The organism is Acinetobacter sp. ANC 4470 (assembly GCF_002135335.1).
GTDB lineage: Bacteria > Pseudomonadota > Gammaproteobacteria > Pseudomonadales > Moraxellaceae > Acinetobacter.
The window spans coordinates 1-23,364 of record NZ_NEGC01000013.1 but is presented as its reverse complement, the minus strand read 5'-3'; the positions used below and the strand labels follow the sequence as shown (position 1 = coordinate 23,364).

Annotated in this window: 21 protein-coding genes and 1 rRNA gene; 12 read left to right on the top strand and 10 right to left on the bottom strand. The window is 37.9% G+C overall.

The genetic code is table 11. The features are described 5' to 3' along the window. Window positions 1-3 precede the first annotated feature (3 nt). The 3 genes from yidD to rpmH are packed head-to-tail and all read right to left on the bottom strand — an operon-like array spanning window position 4 to window position 887. Window positions 4-324 (bottom strand): membrane protein insertion efficiency factor YidD, encoded by a 321-nt coding sequence (gene yidD / locus B9T25_RS14035; RefSeq protein ID WP_086189032.1) that lies wholly within the window; start codon window positions 322-324, stop codon window positions 4-6. A 9-nt stretch (window positions 325-333) separates the two neighbouring features. Continuing rightward, window positions 334-723: a ribonuclease P protein component gene (rnpA, locus tag B9T25_RS14030; RefSeq protein ID WP_086189031.1), complete on the bottom strand. Its 390-nt coding sequence runs from the start codon at window positions 721-723 to the stop codon at window positions 334-336. A gap of 29 nt (window positions 724-752) precedes the next feature. Next, entirely contained in the window at window positions 753-887 is a 135-nt protein-coding gene (gene rpmH, locus B9T25_RS14025; protein ID WP_086189030.1) for a 50S ribosomal protein L34, read from the bottom strand. Window positions 888-1,544: 657 nt separating this feature from the next. Here rpmH and dnaA point away from each other — a divergent pair. The 5 genes from dnaA to B9T25_RS13995 all read left to right on the top strand — a co-directional run bounded on the left by dnaA (window position 1,545) and on the right by B9T25_RS13995 (window position 8,330). After that, on the top strand, window positions 1,545-2,924 hold the full coding sequence (gene dnaA / locus B9T25_RS14015) for a chromosomal replication initiator protein DnaA (RefSeq protein WP_086189028.1): 1,380 nt from the start codon (window positions 1,545-1,547) through the stop codon (window positions 2,922-2,924). A gap of 110 nt (window positions 2,925-3,034) precedes the next feature. Continuing rightward, complete coding sequence (gene dnaN / locus B9T25_RS14010) at window positions 3,035-4,180, top strand: DNA polymerase III subunit beta (RefSeq protein ID WP_086189027.1); 1,146 nt, start codon at window positions 3,035-3,037, stop codon at window positions 4,178-4,180. A 27-nt stretch (window positions 4,181-4,207) separates the two neighbouring features. Continuing rightward, window positions 4,208-5,290, top strand: a complete 1,083-nt coding sequence (recF, locus tag B9T25_RS14005) for a DNA replication/repair protein RecF (RefSeq protein ID WP_086189026.1) — start codon at window positions 4,208-4,210, stop codon at window positions 5,288-5,290. Window positions 5,291-5,344: 54 nt separating this feature from the next. Beyond that, on the top strand, window positions 5,345-7,816 hold the full coding sequence (gene gyrB / locus B9T25_RS14000; protein WP_086189025.1) for a DNA topoisomerase (ATP-hydrolyzing) subunit B: 2,472 nt from the start codon (window positions 5,345-5,347) through the stop codon (window positions 7,814-7,816). A gap of 172 nt (window positions 7,817-7,988) precedes the next feature. Next, window positions 7,989-8,330 (top strand): hypothetical protein, encoded by a 342-nt coding sequence (locus B9T25_RS13995; RefSeq protein WP_086189050.1) that lies wholly within the window; start codon window positions 7,989-7,991, stop codon window positions 8,328-8,330. A gap of 368 nt (window positions 8,331-8,698) precedes the next feature. On the opposite strand, the gene B9T25_RS13990 is transcribed toward B9T25_RS13995, so the two are convergent. Next, entirely contained in the window at window positions 8,699-10,636 is a 1,938-nt protein-coding gene (locus B9T25_RS13990) for an ATP-binding cassette domain-containing protein (protein ID WP_086189024.1), read from the bottom strand. A 238-nt stretch (window positions 10,637-10,874) separates the two neighbouring features. Here B9T25_RS13990 and B9T25_RS13985 point away from each other — a divergent pair, with 238 nt between their 5' ends. From B9T25_RS13985 to erpA, 4 genes are all read left to right on the top strand, one after another. Further along, a complete protein-coding gene (locus tag B9T25_RS13985; protein ID WP_086189023.1) occupies window positions 10,875-11,882 on the top strand; it encodes a putative solute-binding protein in 1,008 nt (335 codons plus the stop codon). 231 nt (window positions 11,883-12,113) lie between these two features. Further along, on the top strand, window positions 12,114-13,124 hold the full coding sequence (locus B9T25_RS13980) for a putative solute-binding protein (RefSeq protein ID WP_086189022.1): 1,011 nt from the start codon (window positions 12,114-12,116) through the stop codon (window positions 13,122-13,124). A 235-nt stretch (window positions 13,125-13,359) separates the two neighbouring features. Beyond that, window positions 13,360-14,370, top strand: a complete 1,011-nt coding sequence (locus B9T25_RS13975) for a putative solute-binding protein (protein WP_086189049.1) — start codon at window positions 13,360-13,362, stop codon at window positions 14,368-14,370. A 117-nt stretch (window positions 14,371-14,487) separates the two neighbouring features. Then, window positions 14,488-14,823 carry an iron-sulfur cluster insertion protein ErpA gene (erpA, locus tag B9T25_RS13970; RefSeq protein ID WP_086189021.1) on the top strand — a complete coding sequence of 112 codons (336 nt, stop codon included), beginning with the start codon at window positions 14,488-14,490 and terminating at the stop codon, window positions 14,821-14,823. 115 nt (window positions 14,824-14,938) lie between these two features. Here the strand turns inward: erpA and B9T25_RS13965 are convergent, their stop codons facing one another. From B9T25_RS13965 to B9T25_RS13945, 5 genes are all read right to left on the bottom strand, one after another. Further along, window positions 14,939-15,316, bottom strand: coding sequence for a hypothetical protein (locus B9T25_RS13965; RefSeq protein WP_171262799.1), 378 nt, complete (start codon window positions 15,314-15,316; stop codon window positions 14,939-14,941). A 120-nt stretch (window positions 15,317-15,436) separates the two neighbouring features. Further along, complete coding sequence (locus B9T25_RS13960) at window positions 15,437-16,348, bottom strand: matrixin family metalloprotease (RefSeq protein ID WP_086189019.1); 912 nt, start codon at window positions 16,346-16,348, stop codon at window positions 15,437-15,439. A gap of 112 nt (window positions 16,349-16,460) precedes the next feature. Then, a complete protein-coding gene (dnaK, locus tag B9T25_RS13955; protein WP_086189018.1) occupies window positions 16,461-18,404 on the bottom strand; it encodes a molecular chaperone DnaK in 1,944 nt (647 codons plus the stop codon). 120 nt (window positions 18,405-18,524) lie between these two features. After that, complete coding sequence (gene grpE, locus B9T25_RS13950) at window positions 18,525-19,073, bottom strand: nucleotide exchange factor GrpE (protein WP_086189017.1); 549 nt, start codon at window positions 19,071-19,073, stop codon at window positions 18,525-18,527. A gap of 651 nt (window positions 19,074-19,724) precedes the next feature. After that, window positions 19,725-20,156, bottom strand: coding sequence for a hypothetical protein (locus B9T25_RS13945; protein ID WP_086189016.1), 432 nt, complete (start codon window positions 20,154-20,156; stop codon window positions 19,725-19,727). Window positions 20,157-20,358: 202 nt separating this feature from the next. Between B9T25_RS13945 and B9T25_RS13940 the strand changes: the two genes are divergently transcribed. Beyond that, window positions 20,359-21,429: an alpha/beta hydrolase gene (locus B9T25_RS13940; RefSeq protein ID WP_086189015.1), complete on the top strand. Its 1,071-nt coding sequence runs from the start codon at window positions 20,359-20,361 to the stop codon at window positions 21,427-21,429. A gap of 60 nt (window positions 21,430-21,489) precedes the next feature. Here the strand turns inward: B9T25_RS13940 and B9T25_RS13935 are convergent, their stop codons facing one another. Continuing rightward, the gene (locus tag B9T25_RS13935) at window positions 21,490-22,155 is read right to left on the bottom strand and encodes an acetoacetate decarboxylase family protein (protein WP_086189014.1); all 666 of its coding nucleotides are present in this window, start codon (window positions 22,153-22,155) and stop codon (window positions 21,490-21,492) included. 101 nt (window positions 22,156-22,256) lie between these two features. Between B9T25_RS13935 and B9T25_RS13930 the strand changes: the two genes are divergently transcribed. Together B9T25_RS13930 and B9T25_RS13925 are read left to right on the top strand one after the other, a co-directional pair. Then, complete coding sequence (locus tag B9T25_RS13930; RefSeq protein WP_086189013.1) at window positions 22,257-22,826, top strand: peptidylprolyl isomerase; 570 nt, start codon at window positions 22,257-22,259, stop codon at window positions 22,824-22,826. Window positions 22,827-23,257: 431 nt separating this feature from the next. Then, a 16S ribosomal RNA gene (locus B9T25_RS13925) occupies window positions 23,258-23,364 on the top strand; the annotation flags it as partial.

Here is a 23,364-nt window from a genome sequence, read left to right as displayed (position 1 = left end):
CTATTATCCCAAGTAGTTAGAGTGATTTCGGTTCAATAAACGATCACGAAAGGGTACAACAACGTGAAGCATTTGAGAATCTATTTGCTGAAATGAAATAAAACGAATTGCTTTCTGGGGAACAGGATCATACCCCGAACCACCCCAAGGATGACAACGACAAATACGTTTTGTAGCTAACCACGCACCACGCACAGCACCATAAGAATGGACTGCTTCTAAAGTGTATTGAGAACATGTTGGAATATAACGACAGCGGGGTCCCAATAAAGGACTAATCGCGATCTGATAGAATCGAATCAACCAATGCAGTAAACGTACCATTGGCCATCTCTACTTTTGTGGGGAGGGAGCTATCTTTTTATGCTTATTGGCAAGGCGTTGCAATTTCTGCCAAGCAAATTGTAATTGCTGCTGCAATTCTGCATTAGGAATTGCTTCAATGCCTACTTTAGGCATGACCACAATATCTAATAAATCTAATTGCTGTTGATGTAGGCGAAAACTTTCGCGAGCAAGACGTTTTACTCTATTTCTTTCATGTGCACGACGCACTTTTTTCTTGGCAACAACAATACCCAAACGGCTTGAAGGCTGCTCGGAATTTTTTGCCAAAAATAAGAAATGGGGTTGATGCACTTTAAAAAGCGCACCATCAAACACATTTTTATAATCGGCAGCACAGCGTATACGTACGTCTGTGCTGAAGCCATAAAGTGTCATAACACCCAAAATCGTAATAACTTAACTAATTAAACAGTTAAGCTACTACGACCTTTTGCACGACGACGAGCTAATACTTGACGGCCAGCTTTAGTCGCCATACGAGCACGGAAACCATGAACACGCTTACGCTTTAATTCAGATGGTTGGAATGTACGTTTCATATCGAAACTCCAAAAATGATCTTTCTATGAAGGTTCGCGATTTTAGTGCTCATATGATGAGCTGTCAATCAAAATAAACTTTCTTTCAAATATAAGTCTTTTTTTTTAAATTAAGATCATCAGAATTTTTGAATTGATTTAAAGTTGTTTTAAATTTACACACAACATAAATCATTGATTAATAAGGTAATATAAGTTATAAACAGAAATATTCACAATATTATCCACAACCCAGTACCAATAACATCAATCTTTTTTATTCTGAATTTAAATTTAAACCATTGCGAGTTATCCCCATGTCGTTCCGCTCTTATTATTAAATTCAAATTTATAAATTTAAATTTATTACTATTAGGGGGCAATTTTCCTGTGGAAAAGCACTTTTTATTTTTTATAAACAGCATATTATGTTGTGGGTAACTATGTTTCTATAGTGTTATTATTTTGTGGATAACTTTATGCTATATTTTATCCACAGCTTGCGGGTAAACTTATCCTCATCTCGCTTTAAGTTTAAATTTAAACTGAGATTTCTTTTTTGGATGATATTTCCTTAATTTTGCCATGACAGATGTGGATAACTTCGATAGAATGGCGACCCGCTTAGACGGGCTTAAATGGTTTTTTTATAAATAATGGAATAAATAGGGGTTTCACATGCTTTGGACAGACTGTTTAACTCGTTTGCGACAAGAGCTTTCGGGGAATGTCTTTACAATGTGGATTCGCCCTTTGATTGCAGAAGAGCTTAACGACACATTAAGACTGTATGCGCCAAATCCTTATTGGACACGTTATATTCAAGAGCATCATCTTGAATTAATCACGATTTTGGCAGAACAAATGTCGGAAGGTCGGGTACGTAAAGTTGAAATTTTGGTGGATTCTCGTCCAGGTGCAATTTTGTCAGCCAACGAACAGCCTGCAACGACAACTGCTGCATTACAATCTGCTCCCGCTGTAATGGTTAAACCACGAAAAGAAAAAGAAGAATCAACAGTAAAAAATAGTCGTAAACGTTTATTAAACCCCTTATTTACTTTTTCGTTATTTGTTGAAGGTCGTTCTAACCAAATGGCGGCGGAAACTTGTCGTAAAGTACTCACTCAATTAGGGGCTTCTCAACATAACCCTTTATTTTTATATGGCCCGACAGGTTTAGGTAAAACGCATTTAATGCAGGCTGTGGGGAATGCTTTATTACAAGCAAAACCCAATGCACGTGTCATGTATATGACCGCAGAGAGTTTTGTCCAAGATTTTGTCAGTTCTTTACAACAAGGCAAAGTTGAAGAGTTTAAGAAAAACTGTCGTTCTTTAGATTTGCTATTGGTCGATGATATTCATTTACTTGCTGGTAAAGAAGCCAGTTTGGTGGAATTCTTTTATACTTTTAACGCATTACTGGATGAATCGAAGCAGATTATTTTGACTTCTGATCGTTATCCTAAAGAACTCACAGAACTTGATGCACGTTTGGTTTCTCGTTTTTCTTGGGGCTTATCGGTTGGTGTAGAGCCACCAGATATTGAAACTCGTATTGAAATTTTGTTGAAAAAAGCCGAAAGCAATGGCGTAGATTTACCGCGTAATTGTGCATTGTTTGTCGCACAACAAGTCGTGGCCAATGTGCGTGAGCTTGAAGGTGCACTCAATAAAGTAGTTGCTATTTCTCGTTTTAAAGGTACATCGATTGATTTGGATGTAGTGCGTGAATCGTTAAAAGATGTGTTGGCGATTCGTGCGAGAACCATCAGTACTGAAAATATTCAGCGCGTGGTGAGTGAATATTTTCGCATTCCATTAAAAGAAATTGTGGGCCCTAAACGTACCCGTATTTATGCACGTCCACGTCAGTTGGCTATGGGGCTTGCACGTGAACTTACCGGCGATAGTTTTCCTGAAATTGGTATGGCATTCGGGGGGCGTGATCACAGTACCGTGATGCATGCTTGTGAGAAAGTACTCAGCCTTCGTGAACAAGATCCGATCTTTAATGAAGACTATAAAAACTTGCAGCGTTTGCTGCAAAGTTGATCTATTTTGATCAAATTCTATTCTTGCAATGCGGCATATTCTGCCGCATAGTACACTGCTAAAAAATTAATTAATTGACCTGAAATCTTCAGTTGTTAGAGGAATGTGCCGTGCGTTTGAAAATCGCGAAAGAAAGCTTACTTAATGTTCTATCACATGTCGTAGGAGCGGTTGAACGTCGCCATACTTTAAATATTTTATCTAATGTCAAGATTCAAGTAAGCACCGAATCATTAACCATTACTGGTTCAGATTTAGAAGTAGAATTGGTTGCCAGTACGAATTTAACTGAAGGTGCATGTTTACAAGTTGGTGAGACAACTGTTCCTGCACGTAAATTGATGGACATCTGTAAATCGTTACCAAGCGCGGCATTGATTGACCTGCAAATTACTGAAGATCGTTGTATTTTAAAATCGGGAAATAGCCGTTTTGTGTTGGGAACGCTGCCTGCTGAAGATTATCCACTATTGAGCACAGAAAATGCTCAGGGTACGCAAGTTACGGTCACTCAGCGCGAATTAAAACGCTTGTTTGAGAAAACTGCTTTTGCGATGGCGGTGCAAGATGTACGTTTTTATTTGACTGGGACATTACTTGAAATTGATCAAAATCAACTTCGTTCAGTGACTACTGATGGTCATCGTTTAGCATTATGTGAAACAGCAGCAACGTCAACTGCGACTCAAGCCATTCAAGCTATTGTTCCACGGAAAGCGGTTGCTGAATTACAACGCTTACTCAGCATTGAAGACGAGCAATTATCTTTACTGATTGGTCGTGAATTGTTAAATGTGACGATTAGCATACCCAGTCGTGACAAAGAACAAGGCAGTATCACAGTTCGTTTTACCACTAAACTAATTGATGGGAAATTCCCCGATTACCGTCGTGTGATTCCACGTGGTGGTGATAAAAATGTATTGATTGCACATGATGTATTTAAACAGTCGCTGCAACGTGTTGCCATTTTAAGTAATGAAAAATTACGTGGTGTATTTTTAAATTTTAGTGCGGATAGTTTGCAACTTCGTGCCAATAATCCAGAACAAGATGAGGCGATTGAAGATCTAGTAATTCAATATGCTGATGCACCGATGGAAATGTCATTTAATGCGCAATATTTATTAGATGTATTGGGTGCCTTGGATGGTGACGATGTGATGATGACCATGACTGAAGCCAACCAATCTGTATTGGTTCATGACCCATCACAACAAGATCAAACCTATGTTGTGATGCCAATGCGTGTTTAATTTGCAGATTTTTTATAAGATCAAACTATGCATATTACGCGTTTAAATATAGAACGTGTTCGAAACTTAAAAGCGGTTGCACTTCAAGAGTTGCAGCCGTTTAATGTCTTTTACGGGCAAAATGGTTCAGGGAAAACCTCTATTCTTGAAGCCATTCATTTATTGGCGACAGGGCGTTCTTTTCGTACCCATATCCCGAAAAACTATATTCAAAATGAAACAGCCAATGCCATTGTTTTTGCACAATCTGCCACTGAAAAAATTGGTATGCAAAAATTACTGTCAGGTGAGCAGTTGATTAAAGTCAATGGTGATCATATTGCCACCCAAGGGCAACTCGCCAAAATCCTTCCTTTACAACATATTGACCCACAAAGTACCGATATCATTGATTATGGTGCGAAACCACGCCGACAATTGATCGACTGGTTGATGTTCCACGTGGAACCTGAGTTTTATCATGCATGGCAATATTATTCTCGTGCTTTAAAACAACGCAACAGTTTGTTGAAATCGAGACGAAACATCAGCCTGAATGAGTTGGAACCGTGGAACAAAATGTTGGGTGAGTATGGTGAAATGTTGCATTCGCAGCGCAGTGGAATTGTTGAGCAATGGAAAGTTTATTTTGAGCAAGATTTAAGGTTTTTATTGCCTCATTTAGAGGTGCAATTAGAATATAGCCCAGGCTTTCATAGCGAATTTGGCTTGCTGAATGACCTAACTGTACATCATCAGAAAGACGTCGATCGACGTTATACCGAATATGGTCCACATCGTGCAGATTTACGTTTAAAAACAACACTAGGTGATGCTGATGTGGTGCTTTCACGAGGGCAAAAGAAGCTGCTGATTATGGCTTTAAAACTGTCACAGATTGCAATGCTGCATGCCTGTAATAAGGAAACTGTGGTATTATTGGATGATCTGACAGCAGAATTAGATTTAACCGCACAGCGGCGATTAATTGAGCGATTGAGCCAGCTTGGTAGTCAAGTTTTTATTACCACTTTAGAGCATGAATCAGTAAAAAAACATTTACATGATTTGTCTATTTCTTATCAATTATTCAATGTCGAAAACGGTCAAGTTCAAGTTGTTGTGCAATAGTTTTTAGATTTTACCCATCTTTGGATAGACCTGTATTTTCACTAGGGAGAAACCATGAGTTCAGAAGATCAAGCTGCTTCTCAAATAGAACAAACCAATGAAAAGGCTTATGATTCCTCTAGTATCAAAGTATTACGTGGCCTAGATGCAGTTCGTAAGCGTCCAGGTATGTATATTGGTGATACTGACGATGGTTCAGGTTTACATCACATGGTGTTTGAGGTGGTCGATAATGCGATTGATGAAGCCTTAGCGGGTCACTGTGATGAAATCTTAGTCATCATCCATGAAGATGAGTCTGTAAGTGTTGCAGATAACGGTCGTGGGATTCCAACGGATATTCACCCTGAAGAAGGGGTATCTGCCGCTGAAGTGATTTTAACGATTCTTCATGCTGGCGGTAAGTTTGATGATAATAGCTATAAAGTTTCGGGTGGTTTACACGGTGTAGGTGTTTCTGTTGTAAATGCCTTGTCGAGTAAATTATTACTGAATATTCGTCGTGCTGGTAAAGTTTTTGAACAAGAATATCATCATGGCGATCCAGTTTATAAATTACGTGAAATTGGTGAAACCGCAGAGACGGGTACAACTGTTCGTTTCTATCCGAGTGAATTAACGTTCTCTCAAACGATTTTTAATGTTGATATTTTAGCGCGTCGTTTGCGTGAACTTTCATTCTTAAATGCTGGGGTTCGTATTGTATTACGTGATAAGCGTATCGATGCTGAACATGTATTTGATTATGAAGGTGGTTTGTCTGAATTTGTCAAATATATCAATCAAGGTAAAACCCACCTCAATGATATTTTCCACTTCACGACTGAATCTGCTGAAACGGGAATTACCGTAGAAGTGGCGTTACAGTGGAATGATACTTATCAAGAAAATGTTCGTTGCTTTACCAATAACATTCCACAAAAAGATGGTGGTACACATTTAGCCGGTTTCCGTGCAGCGTTAACGCGTGGTTTAAACCAGTATCTTGATAGTGAAAATATTCTTAAGAAAGAAAAAGTTGCTGTCACAGGTGATGATGCCCGTGAAGGTTTGACAGCGATTGTTTCAGTGAAAGTGCCTGATCCGAAATTCTCATCACAAACCAAAGAAAAATTGGTGTCAAGTGAAGTGAAAACCGCTGTAGAGCAGGCGATGAACAAGGCTTTTTCTGAATATCTTTTAGAAAATCCGCAAGCGGCAAAATCGATTGCAGGCAAAATTATTGATGCTGCACGTGCACGTGATGCTGCACGTAAAGCACGTGAATTAACCCGTCGTAAAAGTGTATTAGACATTGCGGGTTTACCGGGTAAATTGGCTGATTGCCAAGAAAAAGACCCAGCATTGTCTGAACTTTACTTGGTCGAAGGTGACTCGGCGGGGGGGTCTGCAAAGCAGGGTCGTAACCGTAAGATGCAAGCAATTCTTCCGCTTAAAGGTAAAATTTTAAACGTAGAACGTGCGCGTTTTGACAAAATGATTTCATCTCAGGAAGTTGGCACACTGATTACTGCACTCGGTTGTGGTATTGGTCGTGAAGAATACAATCCTGATAAATTACGCTATCACAAAATCATCATCATGACCGATGCTGACGTCGATGGTTCACACATTCGTACGCTCCTGTTGACCTTCTTCTTCCGTCAAATGCCTGAATTGGTAGAACGTGGTTATATTTATATTGCACAACCACCGTTGTATAAGTTGAAAAAAGGTAAGCAAGAACAATACCTTAAAGATAACGATGCTTTGGAAACCTATTTAATTTCTAATGCCATTGATGAGCTTAATTTGCATATTAGTGCAGAGGCACCTGCGATTCGTGGTGAGTCTTTAGCTAAAGTGATTGCTGATTATCAAATCTCACAAAAAAGTTTAAACCGTTTAACGCAGCGTTATCCTGCAAGCTTGTTGGATGGTTTGCTTGGTTTAGATGCATTTAAGCTTGATCAAAATCCTGATGAAGATTATGTGAAACAATGGTCTGAACAGCTGCGTACAGCAATTGAAGCATACCAGCCAAGTTTACGTCCTGAAATCACCTTAGAAGCTTTTGAAAAAGAGCATGCAGATGGTGAGAAAGTGACGCATTATTGGCCACGTATCACGGTCTATGTACATAACTTGCCACATCATTATTTACTTGATTCTGGGCTATTGGCTTCAAGTGAATACAAGCGTTTACTACAAAACTCGAAGAGTTGGTTTACATTGCTTGAAGATGGCGCTTATTTGCAGAAAGGTGAGCGTAAAATTAATGTCACAAGCTTCCATCAAGTTTGGCAACATATTTTATCCGACTCACGTCGTGGCATGATGATCCAGCGCTATAAAGGTCTGGGTGAGATGAATGCGGAGCAGCTTTGGGAAACTACAATGGATCCTGAAAATCGTAACATGCTGCAAGTGACCATTAATGATGCAATTGAAGCGGATCGTATGTTCTCTTGTTTGATGGGTGATGATGTGGAACCACGTCGTGCCTTCATTGAAGAAAATGCCTTAAATGCGGATATTGATGCTTAATGTATTGATGCGTTGAATTGTAAAAAGCATCCTTCGGGATGCTTTTTTTATGCTATTTTTATTTAATTATGATTGATTTTTAACCTTACTTGTTTTATCAAAATGACTTATTCCTCTGTCATGATGCTTTTAAATATAGGAAATTATCATGCAATATTACGAGGCTAGCACTATGGATAATCAATTGGAAAAGATCCGAGATATCTGGGTGAATGCATTTTTTACCGGCAATTTTGATCTGTTGGCTCAGTATGAGCATGCGGATTTTAAAGTGGTTTATGAGCAAGAAGGGCGCGTAGAAAGTAATTTTACCCGTTATGAGCGTATTGCCCATGCTGTGAAAAATGGAGTGTGGAAGCCACAAAAACCTACGGTGGAATTTGAAGAGTTCGAGTTTGATCGAGACTTGACGCATTGTAAGGTTTTCATTGGTTTGGAAAATCAGAATAAAATTCAGGAATTGTGGGTCAATGAAGGGGTGTGGAAAATTATAGAACTTAGATTTTTAAAATGAAAAACTACATTTAAATGAATAAAAAAGCTGATTTTATTTGAGTGAGCGCGCATGTGGATAAGTTTTTGAATGGTTACATTTTATTTAGTAAGTAGGTGGAAAGTAATTTATCCACAGCTTAAAGTGAGATTTTATTTTAAATTCAAAATATATTTTTGATTGTGAATTGGTGTTTTAAATTTAAACATGGAGTTTGAATTTAAAGTTTATGCTTGGTATTTTTTGAATTTAAATTATTAATCTTTAATGGTTGAAATCACGATAAAAGTATTATGTAGAAAAATTAAAAAATCGCAGTACAAGTCTAAAATTGTACTGCGATCATTAAATAAGCATCACTTTAGTTTTGCTTAAGAGTTGATTTTGGCTTATTCAAAAGAGCTTTCTAGTTCTTCCAATTCCATCATTAATTCAAGCACTTGCTCTTCAGCTTGTGCTAATTTTGCTTTTAATTCAGTCTGTTCATTCATCAGTTTAAGCAAATCATCCTTATGGTTTGCTTCATATAGGGCAGTATTACCCAATAAAACTTCAATTTCTGCTAAGCGGGGCTGAACTTTGGCAATCAGCGCTTCATTTTTTTCAATCTCTTTACGAATTGGACGACTCAGCTCACGATTACGTGCTGCTTCTTTACGTTGACCCTCTTTATCGAGTTTGGAAATCGTTGGCTTTATTTCCACTTTCGATTTTACCGGTGGTGCTGGTTGTTTACCGCCATTTTTAATCATGTCGATACGTGCTTGGCGTAACCAATCTGCATAAGCAACTAAGTCACCATCAAATTCTCGGCTCTCACCACCATGAACCAAAATGAGTTCATCACAAACACTGGCAACCAATTGACGTTCGTGTGATACAAGAACCACGGCACCTTCGAAGTCAGTTAATGCCATGGTCAATGCATGACGCATATCTAAGTCTAAATGGTTGGTTGGCTCATCTAGAATCAAAACGTTTGGACGTTGCCATACAATTAAAGCCAAGGCTAAACGTGCACGTTCGCCACCTGAAAAGCTTTCACTTGGCGTATCCATCCGTTCGCCACTGAAACCAAAACTCCCTAAAAATGAGCGTAAGTTTGCTTCGCTGACTTTTTGCTCAGCAATACGTGCCAATTGCAACATTGGGCTAGCATTACCATCCAAAGCATCCATTTGATGCTGTGCAAAGTAACCTACATTTAGCAATTCTGAATCTTTACGCTCGCCTTGGAGTAATTGTAAATCACCAACCAATGATTTGATTACAGTTGATTTACCCGCACCATTCATCCCGAGTAAACCAATACGGCTAGTCGGAGTAATTTGCAAATTCACATTGGTCACGATAATTTTATCGCCATAACCAATATCAGCATTTTCAAGTTCAAGTAATGGTGAACTCATTTTACTTGGTTCACGGAAACTGAAAGTAAACGGCGTATCGACATGTGCAGCTGAAAGTTCCTGCATGCGTTCCAATTGTTTAATCCGGCTTTGTGCTTGCTTCGCTTTGGTTGCTTGGGCTTTAAAGCGATCAATATATTTCTGTAAATGGGCACGTGTTTCTAATTGTTTTTCATAGGCTTGTTGCTGCTGTGCTAAGCGTTCACTACGCGTACGTTCAAAGGTTGAATAGTTACCTGTATACATAATCAATTCTTGGTTTTCGATATGTAAAATATGGTCGGTAATCGCATCTAAGAAGTCACGGTCATGTGAAATGAGGATCAGTGTGCCTTCATAGGCTTTCAACCAATCTTCTAACCACAGAATGGCATCTAAGTCTAAATGGTTGGTCGGTTCATCAAGAAGCAATAAATCTGAACGGCTCATTAGGGTACGAGCAAGGTTCAGACGCATACGCCAGCCACCGGAAAAACTTGAAACATCCAGTTGTGATTGATGTTCAAAGAAACCTAAACCCGCCATTAATTGCGATGCTTTAGATGGCGCAGAATAACCATTGATTTCATCAAAGCGGCCATATAAATGGGCCAGTTCATCATCGCTTAAGCTGTCAGGATGATCCAATTTGTTCTGAATTTCCCAATACTCTTCATCACCAGACAAAACAAAATCAATCGCTTTCATATCTAAGGCTTTGATTTCTTGTGCCATATGGGCAACGGTCCATACCGCAGGGCGAGTTAAAGAACCACTGTCTGATTCCATGCCGCCTAGAAGTGCATTAAATAATGTTGATTTTCCTGCACCATTGACGCCTGTTAAGCCAATTTTCCATCCTGGATGTAGCTGCATGGATGCTTTTTGAAATAAAACACGTCCACCGCGACGTATAGAAAGTTGATCTAACTGAATCATTGAAATATCTAAATGAGAAGAATAGTGCGCGTATTCTAAAGGAAGCGACTCAGAAAAGAAAAAATCTGAGGCATTATTATTGGATAAAGTGGCTTCTTTGCGTAAATAAATAAAAATGTGATTTTTTGTTTAAAAAACAACCTTTCGTCAGAAAGGAAATCAAAGCTCTATTTTTGCTCTTAAAACAACACTATAGTTATTTTTAAAGGGGTTGTTGAAAAAGAATAAGGAAAATATGATGAGAAAAGGAATTTGGCTGCTATCAACAGGACTGTTATTAAGTTTTTCAAGTATGGCTCAAGCAAAACAAAATATATGTGTATTTGATTTACTCGGTAAAGCAGGTGAATCATATAAAATGATGGAGGAGTGGGCACTCGCTGCAAAAGTATGGAATGCAGATGTCAGATTAATTGCGTATCAAAACGAAGAAAAAGCAGATAACGATTTTAAAAATGGAAAATGTGATGCCATTTATATGACCACTATGCGGGCACGTGCATATAATAAATTTGCAGGTTCTATTGATGCTTTAGGTGGTGTTCCAAGTAATGCGATTGCACATAAGGCAATCATTTATGTGCTAGATAAAAGAAATATTAAAAGACTAAAAGCAACCATTGATAATGTGCAATATGAAGTGGGTGGTATTGGGCAAATTGGGCCTGCATATATTTTCGTGAAAGATCGCAATATTAATACGATAGAAAAAGGTGCAGGGAAAAAATTTGCAGTTTTAGAATATGATAAAGCACAAATTGCCATGGTAAAACGAGTTGGTGCGATTCCTGTTCTTTCAGATGTTTCGGATTTTGTGAGTAAGTTTAATAAAGGGCAAGTTGAGATGGTCGGTGCACCCGCTTATGCATTTAAACCCTTAGAAATGGATAAAGGTTTAGGTGCGAATGGCGCACTATTTAACTTTCCAGTGCTGAATGTGACTGCAGATTTAATTTTTAATACGGAAAAATTCCCAAGCAATTTTGGTATTCAATCAAGAGATTGGTTCATTAAACAATTACCTCGTCAATTTGCGATGGTGAAACGTTTAGAAGAGGGTATTCCTGCGAAATATCGTATGTCTTTATCTAAAGAAGAAAGAGAAAAGTATCAAAAATTATTAAGAGATGGTCGTATCGAATTAACTAAGCAAGGAATTTATGATTCATCGATGATGACTGTGCTGAAAAAAGCCCGTTGTACTGTAGATCGAACCAATTTTGAATGTTCTTTAGGCGGTGAATAACTAGTTTTTATGTATTTATATGTAAAATTATTGAAAATTTATGAAATATACAAGAAATAGTACGAATCTAAGATAATGATTTTATTATTAACTTAGTGAATTAAGAAAAATTGACCTATAGAGCATAAAAAAATGGAGCAAATGCTCTATTTTTTTATGCTGAACTTGCTTAATATTCATAACGTGAACGGATACTCGTTAAACAACAAGATTCTAAAAAGGACAGCTCCAATGAAAAAAATGATTCTCGCATTAACCGCATTTTCTGCTGTAGGTTTAACAACCACAGCTCAGGCAGCTAAAGTAGATGTATGTGTATTTGATTTACTGGGTAAATCTGGTGAATCTTATCAAATGGCTCAGGAATGGGCGCTTGCTGCCAAAGGATGGGGAGCTGATGTTAATTTAATTCCACGCCAAGATGAATCTGTTGCTGATAATGATTTTAAAGCAGGCAAATGTGATGCTGTTTTTATGACGGCAATGCGTGCACGTCAGTATAATAAATTTGTGGGCTCTATTGATGCTTTAGGTGGTGCGCCAAGCAATGCAATTGCACAACGTGCGATTACTTTTGCACTTGATCAACGTAATGCTCCGAAAATGGTGAGTAATTTGGGCGGCAAAAAGTATGAAGTTGCTGGTATTGCTCCTTTAGGTTCTGCTTTTATTTTTGTACGTGATAAAAAAATTGATTCGATTGAAAAAGCAGCAGGTAAAAAATTTGCTGTATTGGGTTATGACGATGCACAAAAAATTATGGTGCAACGTGTCGGTGCACAAGCAGTCATTTCTGACATTTCTAACTTTGTAGCGAAGTTCAACAATGGTCAGGTAGATATGGTAGGTGCACCGGCTTATGCTTATAAACCTCTAGAAATTTATAAAGGTTTAGGTTCAAATGGTGGGATGTTTAATTTTCCAGTACTACAAGTAACAGCAGATTTTATTATCCGTCCAGATCAATTCCCTGCAGGTTTTGGGCAAAAATCGCGTGATTGGTTTGTGAAAAACTTACCGAAAAGTTTTGCGATGATTAACCGTCTTGAGACCAGTATTCCTGCGAAGTTTAAAATGAACTTGGCAGCTGAGGATAAAACTAAATATCAAAAATTACTTCGTGAAGGTCGTATGGATATGACCAAACGTGGGATTTATGATGCTGGTATGATGGGGGTGTTGAAAAAAGCACGTTGCTCTGTCGATAAAGCCAATTTTGAATGTTCACTTGGTGGTGAATAACGTTGATTTTTAAAAATAAAGCCTAGATTTAATCTAGGCTTTTTTGTCTAATTAAATCTGTCATTTTTGCCATTGTTGTTAGCTCAAAAAAGCGTAGTCTTAAAAATAGTGATAAATTTTTTTATCATAAAAATGAAATCAAGTATTACATGCAGTGATTCGCGATAAATAAAAACTCAAAAAGCTTCAATCTAAAATTGAATGAAAACAAAGAAACAAGGAAGAAAAAATCATGATGCCATGGTCTAAAACACTGCTGCTGGGTATGAGTTTGTGTGCCGTAACAGGTGTTGCTCAAGCAAAACAAGTAATGTGTGTATTTGATTTAGTCGGTAAAAGTGGCGATGTCTTTACCCTCATGAAAGATTATCAACTTGCAGCCAAAACTTGGGGTGCAGATATTGAATTACGTGTGGGGCAAAACGAAGCGGTCATTGCTGAAGACTTTAAAGCGGGTAAATGTGATGCAATCAGTGTTACAGGGATGCGTGGTCGCCAGTTCAATGACTTTACAGGCTCTTTAGATGCCATTGGTGCGATTCCCGATTTAAAACTTGCTGTTAAAGTGATGCAAGGTTTAGCCAGTCCTGTTTTTTCCAAACAGATGGTTCGTGGTAAATATGAAGTAGTGGGGGTAATTCCAGTCGGTGATGCCTATTTAATGGTGAATGATCGAAACATCAATACTGTGGCGAAAGCTGCAGGTAAAAAAATTGCAGTCTTAGATTATGATGAAGCACAGAAAATTATGGTTCAGCAAATTGGTGCGCAAGCAGTTAGCGCAGATGTAACCAACTTTGGTGCCAAATTTAACAATGGTCAGGTGGATATTATTGGCGCACCTGCTGCTGTATTTAAACCGTTAGAGTTACATAAAGGGTTAGGCACTAAAGGTGCGATTGTGAATTATCCAATTTTACAAGTCACGGGTAACCTGATTATTCGTCCAGATAAATTCCCTGCCGGTTATGGACAAAAATCACGTGAATGGGTGAAAAGTCAGTTGCCTCGTGCCTTTGGTATTTTAGGTAAAATGAAAGCGGATATTCCACAAAAATATTGGATGCAAGTTCCGACTGCGGATAAACCAGGTTATCAAAAGTTGATGCGAGAATCACGTGTCGATTTAACCAAACGTGGCGTTTATGATAAACGGATGATGAAATTATTATGGCAATTCCGTTGTAAGGAAGACCCAAAAAACTTCGAATGTAGTCTTCAAGATGAGAACTACAAACAATCTTGATAAAAATACTCAGATTTAACTTTAAATCTTCAAATACTGACCATGTATTGGGTATGATATACTTGAAATATGGTCTTTATCTTTTAAAGACATCTGAATTGAACAGAGGAATCCAACATGAATGCCCAAACTTTGGTGCTGACCGACAATGCTGCGAATAAAGTACGCCAATTGCGTGATAGTGAAGGCAACCAAGAATTAATGTTACGCGTTTATGTTACAGGTGGCGGTTGTTCAGGTTTTTCTTATGGCTTTAACTTCGCTGAAAGCATGAATGAAGATGATGCTGAATTTCTCAATGGCGATGTAAAAATGCTGGTGGATTCTTTAAGCTATCAATATCTTATCGGTTCAGAAGTTGATTATATTGAAGGCTTAGAAGGTTCACGTTTTGTGGTACAAAACCCAAATGCAACAACAACTTGTGGTTGTGGTTCATCTTTCTCTATTTAATAAAAAGATTTTAAAAAGCCCTCTGTTTAGAGGGCTTTTTTTATAGCTAAATTTTATTTTAGAAAATTGAAATGATATCGGTCAGATTCTAGAAAGAATAAGAGACTAATCCCTATTAAGGCTCTAGTTTAGCAGCTTCCAAAAGATCAAAAACAACAGTGGTCACATCTTGGCATAAATCACGGTTGTTAAAAATTTCATGTGCCGAAATGGTGACATCTGTATCACTTGGCAGTAAGCGCTGTTCTTCTTCAATTAAATGTTGAATGGGCAATAAGGTCTGTTTGATTTCCAGATGAAGAATGTCGCTGAACTCAAAGTTTTCATCTTCTAATTCAATTAATTGTTCATTTAAAAAGGGTAATAAAATTGAATGGAGATAAGGTTGAATATTAACAATATCAAAAATTTCAACGTCGCGTGTTTCCTCAATCGTACTAATGTGATCTTTCATTTCAATTAGAATATGGTAGTAACTCACACGCGTCTCCAGAGATTTTATCTTGTTATTTCTGTATATTACAATAACATTAAATACGCACTATTTCTGCTCTATTCTCATACATATACTTATAAAAAGTAAGGGATTCTTACATTGTATCTCGGTCGTTGTTTAACGGTCATGTAACAAGGCTAAATCTGCAGTGGTTAGGCTGAAATTTTGCATATTTTGATCCTTCATCATTGGATACATCAGTGCGACGGGATCTTGATTATGTTTTAAACCCAGAGCATGTCCAAATTCGTGTGCGAGGGTAAGACGTAAATCATCTTTGGATGAAAACTCATAAATATTAATCTGTTTACCATTAAAAAGTCCTTTATCAAATAACCGAGCTTGAAAGCGCTGATTAAATTGATCAATAGATTGATTTAACTGATGGTTGATTTGATTGAGCTCACCGACCTGATGATTCAATTGTTGAATTTTTTGGTTATATAGATGAATTTCTTGTTCTAGCGCAAAAATTTGTTGTTGTAGTTGGTTACGTCGTTGTATAAACAGATCACGTTGTGATGGATGGATACTACCGCTTTGATTGATTATAGTAATTTGCTGATTATATTGGTGTAGTTGAGCATCCAGCTGTGTTTTCTTCGTGTCGAGTAGGGTATTGGCCCGATCTATTTCATCTTTAACTTGCTTGAGATTTTGATTTTTGTTCGACCAAATTTGCTGATTTTGTTCGATATTGCCTAACTGTTGACGGCGTTGATTGGACTCATCTTGGCGTTCATCGTAGATTAAATGAATGGTGAGTTTGGCATCTGGATCATAAACAAAATAGTCTTTTCCTGTGCCCATTTTCCAAATATCAGTGGCTTGTTGACTCAGTTGCATAACCTGCTCTTTGCTTAAACCAAAACGTGGGTCAACTTCGGCAATACGGTAACGGAGGCGGATATCGAAAGGATGTTGTATTCTATCGAGCACGGCATTGTGTCGAACTTGCGGATGATTTCGAGTTTGGTAGGTCAGCAATAAGACAAATATGATTGATATACAAAGTACAATGAAGCGCATAACATCTTAAAAAGTCATTTCTTTTAAATACTGTATAACATTTATCCTTATTATAAAAATAAAAAAAACCGCGCTTATGCGCGGTTTTTTATAACTGAGTTAAAACGACAAATTATTTTTTGTCATCTTTAACTTCAGTGAACTCAGCATCTACAACGCCATCATCAGCTTTTTGCTGTTGTTGACCTGCATCACCACCGAACTGGTTAGGATCGAAACCTTCAGCTCCGCCTTGACCTTGAGCAGCTTCATAAGCACGCTGAGAGATCGGCATGATGATGTTTTGAAGTGCTTCAGTTTTTGCTTTAATCACATCAACATCATTTTCTTTAGTTGAAGCTTCAAGCTCAGTTACTGCAGTTTCAATTGCAGTTTTTTCATCATCAGTCACTTGTTCACCAAGATCTTTCACTGCTTTTTGAGAAGAAGATACTAATGCATCCGCTTCGTTACGAGCTTTAGCCAGTTCTTCGAACTTACGATCTTCTTCAGCATTCGCTTCAGCATCTTTAATCATCGCTTCAATTTCAGCATCGCTCAAACCAGAGTTCGCTTTAATTTGAATGGATTGTTCTTTACCTGTGCTCTTGTCTTTCGCAGACACTTTCAAGATACCATCAGCGTTGATGTCGAAAGATACTTCAATTTGTGGTACACCACGTGGCGCAGGTGGAATGTCGCCCAATTGGAAGTTACCTAACAATTTGTTTTGCTGCGCCATTTTACGTTCACCTTGGAACACAGAAATGTCTACAGCAGGTTGGTTGTCAGCAGCAGTTGAGAACACTTGAGATTTCTTCGCAGGAATCGTGGTGTTTTTCTCGATGATTGCTGTTAACACACCGCCCATGGTTTCAATACCAAGCGTCAATGGAGTCACGTCAAGAAGCAATACGTCAGTTTTGTCACCAGACAATACCGCACCTTGAATTGCAGCACCCATTGCAACAGCTTCGTCAGGATTCACGTCTTTACGTGGCTCTTTACCGAAGAATTCTTGTACTTTTTGTTGAACCATTGGCATACGTGATTGACCACCCACCAAGATTACGTCAGAGATGTCAGAAGTCGAAAGACCAGCATCTTTAAGTGCAATACGGCAAGGTTCAATCGTACGAGCAACAAGGTCAGCAACTAAGCCTTCAAGTTTTGCACGTGTTACATTGATCACTAAGTGTTTAGGACCAGTCGCATCCGCTGTAATGTACGGAAGGTTAATTTCCGTTGCATTTGATGAAGAAAGCTCGATTTTTGCTTTTTCAGCCGCTTCTTTCAAACGTTGTAACGCAAGTGGATCTTGTTTCAAGTTGAAATTTTGTTCTTTTTTGAATTCTTCAACCAAGTACTCGATTAAAGCGTTATCGAAGTCTTCACCACCAAGGAATGTATCACCGTTAGTCGATAATACTTCGATTTGTTGGTCGCCATCTAAGTCAGCGATTTCAATGATTGATACGTCAAAAGTACCACCACCTAAGTCGTAAACTGCGATTTTGCGGTCGCCTTCTTTTTTGTCCATACCGAACGCAAGTGCAGCAGCCGTTGGTTCATTGATGATACGTTTAACTTCTAAACCTGCGATTTTACCCGCATCTTTAGTTGCTTGACGTTGCGCATCATTGAAGTAAGCAGGAACCGTAATCACGGCTTCAGTGACTGTTTCGCCTAAGTAGTCTTCAGCTGTTTTTTTCATCTTTTTCAAGATTTCAGCTGAAATTTGTTGTGGCGCAAGTTTTTTATCGTTTACATCAACCCAAGCATCACCATTGTCTGCTTGAATGATTTTGTAAGGTACAAGACCGATGTCTTTTTGTACTGCTTGGTCTTGGTACTTACGACCAATTAAACGTTTGATTGCATACAAGGTGTTTTTTGGATTTGTCACTGCTTGACGTTTTGCAGATTGACCAATCAGAATTTCGCCATCTTTGTATGCAACAATTGATGGTGTAGTACGCGTACCTTCCGCATTTTCGATAACTTTAACTTTGTCGCCTTCAAGTACAGCGACACAAGAGTTTGTTGTACCTAAATCGATACCAATGATTTTAGCCATTTGGATGTTTCCTCTAAATTTTTTACAATGTTTTTGCTTGTTATCCGATATGAGAGCCATTCAAATTTTTTCAAGTTCTTTCGATGAAAAAAAATAGAAAAACTCTCGAATTTTTTTACTTTATTGACCTACTAAGACCATTGCAGGGCGAAGTAAACGGTTTTGCAATGTATAGCCTTTTTGCAATACAGCGCCAATTTCACCTGCTTTAGCATCGGGTGCGATGCCGACTGCTTGGTGTAAATCGGCATTAAAACCGTTATTCATATCCACTTCTACTACACCGAATTTTTCCAGCGTATGGAGCAGTGATTTCAATGTGAGTTGCACACCTTCAAGTAATGCTGATTCAGTGTCACCTGTGGCTTGAATTGCGCGTTCTAAATTATCAACAGAGTCAAGTAGTTCTTTTGCGAACTTCTCAATCACAGTTTCTTTGTGTTTTTCAGCATCACGTTGAATACGTTCCACGCTTTTTTGCGCTTCGTATACAGCATTGGCTGTACGTGCTTTTTCAAGTTTTAAACTTTCTTCCAAGTTTTTAATTTGTGCTTGTAAATCTTCAACTGAAACGGCAGTTTGCTCTGTTTCAGCTTGAGTTTGTGCTGTTTGTTGATCAGCTTGCTCTTGCTCAAGGTTTTGAGCTTGTTCGTTTTGCTCAGTCGCCATAGATTTACTCCGTCTAAATGGGTTCTTAAACATGCACAGTCCTTTTGGCTTCAGTGTTAACTGGGTTAATTCTGAACTGCCATGAGTGATAAAATTCATGATTACTACAAAGGTCGGGGCAAGCGATAAAAATTCAAGCGAGACAAGCAATTAAATCTGTTTAATTTGATGAAAATTGTTAAAAAATACAATTTTTCGAGCAATTCAGTCAAAAGAATTGGATTGTTTATGCTTGGATTGATGTCATGGGGATAACAACAACGAAGTCCAGTTTGGACGCTGCACATACTATGCATATAAAAACGTTGATTATGGCTCTGCTTTAACCCACACACCATGAAGATGATGTCGTGATTGTGAATTGAAATGATGGCTAAAAATTGAGAGGAATAAATACAAATTTGCTTAAGGATATAAATGATGAAATCAAATTTAGACTTAAAAATGATCAGTATTAAATAAATTATGTATTTCACAAAATTTGATCGCTTGGTTATTCTTTCATCTAGATTCTATCGCTGTAGTTTCTTTTGGTATTTTTGAAATGTGTTTTCTAAGCTTATCCAATCTATGGCTAAGCTTTTTTTTTGCTTAAAATAAACTCAGCAGAGCATAGAAAACCAATCTTAAATGAAGGGGGTGAAGGGGCTTTTAATCGTCGCGACGATGACGTTGCTGTTTATCATGATCTTGATGACGTTCACCCCAACGATTGGTTGGAGATTTATCTTGTTGTTGTCCTTTTTGACGATCTTTCAGATCTGATTTTTCGCGTTGTTGTTTCACGTCATGTTTATGATGCTCCCAATCAGATTGTTTTTGACGCTTTTGTTCCCATTGGCGACGTTCAAGTTCTCGCTTTTTACGTTCTAAGGCTAAACGGTTTTGCTGTTGTTGATATTCCCAATGTTGACGATTGCGTTCACGATCATAGCGATAATCATAGTCATAATTTTGATCATAATGACGGTTGGAGCGATGGTCATAATGTCCATCGTAATAACCACTATCTTCAGGAAATGCTACGCAACCTACAGCTAAAAATGTGGTCGCTAAAGCAAGTATCATGAGTTTTTTAGCCATAGCCTAATATCCTTCTTTTTAAGGAGTAGCAAAAACACTCCGAAATATACGTGGAAATTGTCAATGACAAGGTATAAAAAGAAGATTAGCGTATGAATGTTTTTACTGTGTATATAGATGATTAGACTTCTATAAGATTATGGTCACTCATGAGCTGATCATGTAGAAAATATGAAGAATATAAGAAAAGGAAGGTGCATGAATGGTTGCTTTTAATCAAACGCTACAGACGATGATCGAAAAAGGGCAAGGCGTAGCAGCACGCACTTTAGATCGTTTGCCGAGTTTCGCTCAAGAATCTTTGGTTAAAGTTTTAGGCTACCCCTATCAATATCCAGAGCTTGACCCATTAATCAAATGCATGATGGCGGCACAGTTAAAACAAGGCAATAGCGGTTTTATTGGTGCCGATGTGATTCGTGCCCGTAAAGCCTTTGATCTGCAAATGCAATCGATTAAGAGTAAACCGACCCCTGTGAAGCGAGTCGAGGATATACGTTTACCTTTACATAGTGGCACGATCTTTGCGCGACACTATCATCCAGCCCCAAGTAAAAAACTGCCGATGGTGGTGTTTTATCATGGTGGCGGTTTTGTCGTGGGGGGGCTAGAGAGTCATGATGAAGTATGTCGTTTACTTGCGGTCTATGCGAAAGTGCAGGTTTTGAGTATTGACTATCCTTTAGCACCAGAAACCAGCCCAATGAAATTAATCCAAACCTGTGAAGATGCATTGGCATGGGTCTATCAAAATAGAAAACAGTTTAAAATTTTAAAAAATAAAATTTCAGTTGCGGGTGATAGCGCAGGGGGGAATATTAGTACGGTAGTTGCACAGCGTAGTGCCAACAAAGTATATGCACCCCAGGCTCAATTGCTAATTTATCCTGTTGTTGATTTTAAAAGTCGTCATCCATCGTTCTATGCTTATAAAGATGGTTTGTTGCTGACTGGAGAAGATATTGATTTTGTGACGCACTATTATGCAGAGCAACATCAAGTTGAATTAGATGATCCGATTATTTCACCTACCTATGGTAAACACGATAAATTGCCGCCTGCATATGTGATTACAGCGGGTCATGATGTGTTACATGATGAAGGTGAAATTTACGCACATAAATTAAGGCATCGTGGCGTGAAAGTGCATTACCAAGAATATAATGATCAGCCGCATGGCTTCGTCAATCTCACCCCGATTTCTTCTCGTGCTAAAAAGCACTTTATTGAAATTAGTAAAAACTATCGAAAGTTTTGGGATAAACACGCTTAAGCTTTTTTTCTTAATTATGTATCGAAATAAAAAGGTGTTTCACGTGAAACACCTTTTTATTTATTTCTCAATTTTAGCTTTTGGTAGCGTCAGTTGAAATTCGGGCACATAAAAACTGTGTAAATGCTTCGCTTGAGAAAAATCAGGGAAGATGTCGAGCGTATTTTTCCATGTTGCTTGTTTGAGTTTATATAGTTTGCCGCGAAATTGAGGACTGAATTGGTAATGTAAACCTTGCCATGTTTGTTGGATATTTAACAATCGTGCAGGTAAATGATGGCTATTGATATAAAAAGTTTGGCTATGTTTGTACTTATATAGACACAAACTCATTTCTTGTTGTTCAAATGAAATGGTGCAATACATTCCATCATCTTTGATTAACCATTCGAATTGGGCAAGTTGTTTTGGAATTCCCCAAAAATGTTGACCATGAATAACGGACATTTCGGTCGAAACATAAATTTTAGCAATAGAAGATAAGCGCCTTTTACTGATTAAGGGATGGTCTAAAAGGAGTAGTTCATCATATGGACCAACAGGGGAATCATGATAACGAACCAATATGACTTGTACCACTCGACCAATTGGAGAGGGTGCAATGTGAAAAGCGTGATTGTGTCTAATAAAGTTTGGCGTTAACCAATAATTCAAAATAAAAGCATCACCATGTAAATGCCAAGGGGGATCATGATGAAAAGTCACCGTACTGAATGTTTCACTCATTGTAATTCTCATTTATCTCAAAAAGAGATACTGTTTTATTTGTATTGAAAGACTAATATATAGTCATTCACAATGACAACTTGAAGTAGAAGAGTAAAAAAATGTTAAGACAAACAATATTCGCTGTAGGTGCTGCATTTATAAGTTTGCAAGCGATTGCTGCAAATAGCATTGTAGAAATGAAAACCTCACTGGGGAATATTGAAATAGAACTCTTTAATGATAAAGCCCCTATTTCAGCAAAAAACTTTGAAGGCTATATAAAAGATAACTTTTATAACGGCACCATTTTTCACCGCGTTATTCCAGGCTTTATGATTCAGGGCGGTGGTATGGATGCCAAAATGACAGAAAAACAAACCAAAGCCCCAATCCAAAATGAATCTTATAATGGTTTGAAAAATGTGCGTGGTACTTTAGCGATGGCACGTACCAATAATCCTAATTCAGCAAGTAGCCAATTTTTTATTAATACAGTAGATAACGACTTTTTAAATAAAAGTCAGATGAATGCAGGTTATGCCGTATTTGGTAAAGTGACTAAAGGTATGGATGTGGTGGATAAAATTACCAAAGTTCCAACTGCAAACTTCGGTATGCATCAAAATGTACCGCAACAAGCAGTAAAAATCGTCAGTGTGAGTATTAAACCAACAACTGTGAAAAATTAAGAAAAAAATAAGGCGGAAATATTTTATTCATATTTCTGCTTTAAAATTATATGTTTATGCTTAAGTTAGAGTGAAAATGAGCCAAAATGGTGCGTAAAAATACAACACTCGATAAAGCAGTCAGTTAAAAGCGCTTGCGTGTGTACGAAATTGCCCTATACTGTGCTCATCCCGACGAGATAGACGGAAACGAACGAAGCACGAAGTGCTAAGTTGTTGAGTTTATTGAGTTGAGCGACTTAATTACTGACGAAGTATTAAGAAGATCATTAAGAGATTATGAAGAACAACTTGTGTGGATTTTTACTGATTGATTGATCGAAATTATTTTCATTGATTGATGGTAGAAATTACTCGAAGTTTATTTGAGAAATATTTGTCAGAAAATTGATGAGCCAAGATTGGTGCCCTTTAAGGCACTAAGCAATATTAAACTGAAGAGTTTGATCATGGCTCAGATTGAACGCTGGCGGCAGGCTTAACACATGCAAGTCGAGCGGGGAAAAGTAGCTTGCTACTTAACTTAGCGGCGGACGGG

What these genes read in the sequence shown, in the direction of transcription:
- B9T25_RS13930 (WP_086189013.1), top strand. Translation starts at nt 22,257, where the DNA reads ATGTTAAGACAAACAATATTCGCTGTAGGTGCTGCATTTATAAGTTTG.
- yidD (WP_086189032.1), bottom strand. Translation starts at nt 324, where the DNA reads ATGGTACGTTTACTGCATTGGTTGATTCGATTCTATCAGATCGCGATT.
- B9T25_RS13980 (WP_086189022.1), top strand. Translation starts at nt 12,114, where the DNA reads ATGAAAAAAATGATTCTCGCATTAACCGCATTTTCTGCTGTAGGTTTA.
- B9T25_RS13960 (WP_086189019.1), bottom strand. Translation starts at nt 16,348, where the DNA reads ATGCGCTTCATTGTACTTTGTATATCAATCATATTTGTCTTATTGCTG.
- dnaK (WP_086189018.1), bottom strand. Translation starts at nt 18,404, where the DNA reads ATGGCTAAAATCATTGGTATCGATTTAGGTACAACAAACTCTTGTGTC.
- erpA (WP_086189021.1), top strand. Translation starts at nt 14,488, where the DNA reads ATGAATGCCCAAACTTTGGTGCTGACCGACAATGCTGCGAATAAAGTA.
- B9T25_RS13995 (WP_086189050.1), top strand. Translation starts at nt 7,989, where the DNA reads ATGGATAATCAATTGGAAAAGATCCGAGATATCTGGGTGAATGCATTT.
- dnaA (WP_086189028.1), top strand. Translation starts at nt 1,545, where the DNA reads ATGCTTTGGACAGACTGTTTAACTCGTTTGCGACAAGAGCTTTCGGGG.
- rnpA (WP_086189031.1), bottom strand. Translation starts at nt 723, where the DNA reads ATGACACTTTATGGCTTCAGCACAGACGTACGTATACGCTGTGCTGCC.
- gyrB (WP_086189025.1), top strand. Translation starts at nt 5,345, where the DNA reads ATGAGTTCAGAAGATCAAGCTGCTTCTCAAATAGAACAAACCAATGAA.
- B9T25_RS13940 (WP_086189015.1), top strand. Translation starts at nt 20,359, where the DNA reads ATGGTTGCTTTTAATCAAACGCTACAGACGATGATCGAAAAAGGGCAA.
- rpmH (WP_086189030.1), bottom strand. Translation starts at nt 887, where the DNA reads ATGAAACGTACATTCCAACCATCTGAATTAAAGCGTAAGCGTGTTCAT.
- grpE (WP_086189017.1), bottom strand. Translation starts at nt 19,073, where the DNA reads ATGGCGACTGAGCAAAACGAACAAGCTCAAAACCTTGAGCAAGAGCAA.
- B9T25_RS13945 (WP_086189016.1), bottom strand. Translation starts at nt 20,156, where the DNA reads ATGGCTAAAAAACTCATGATACTTGCTTTAGCGACCACATTTTTAGCT.
- B9T25_RS13985 (WP_086189023.1), top strand. Translation starts at nt 10,875, where the DNA reads ATGAGAAAAGGAATTTGGCTGCTATCAACAGGACTGTTATTAAGTTTT.
- recF (WP_086189026.1), top strand. Translation starts at nt 4,208, where the DNA reads ATGCATATTACGCGTTTAAATATAGAACGTGTTCGAAACTTAAAAGCG.
- B9T25_RS13975 (WP_086189049.1), top strand. Translation starts at nt 13,360, where the DNA reads ATGCCATGGTCTAAAACACTGCTGCTGGGTATGAGTTTGTGTGCCGTA.
- B9T25_RS13935 (WP_086189014.1), bottom strand. Translation starts at nt 22,155, where the DNA reads ATGAGTGAAACATTCAGTACGGTGACTTTTCATCATGATCCCCCTTGG.
- B9T25_RS13990 (WP_086189024.1), bottom strand. Translation starts at nt 10,636, where the DNA reads ATGATTCAGTTAGATCAACTTTCTATACGTCGCGGTGGACGTGTTTTA.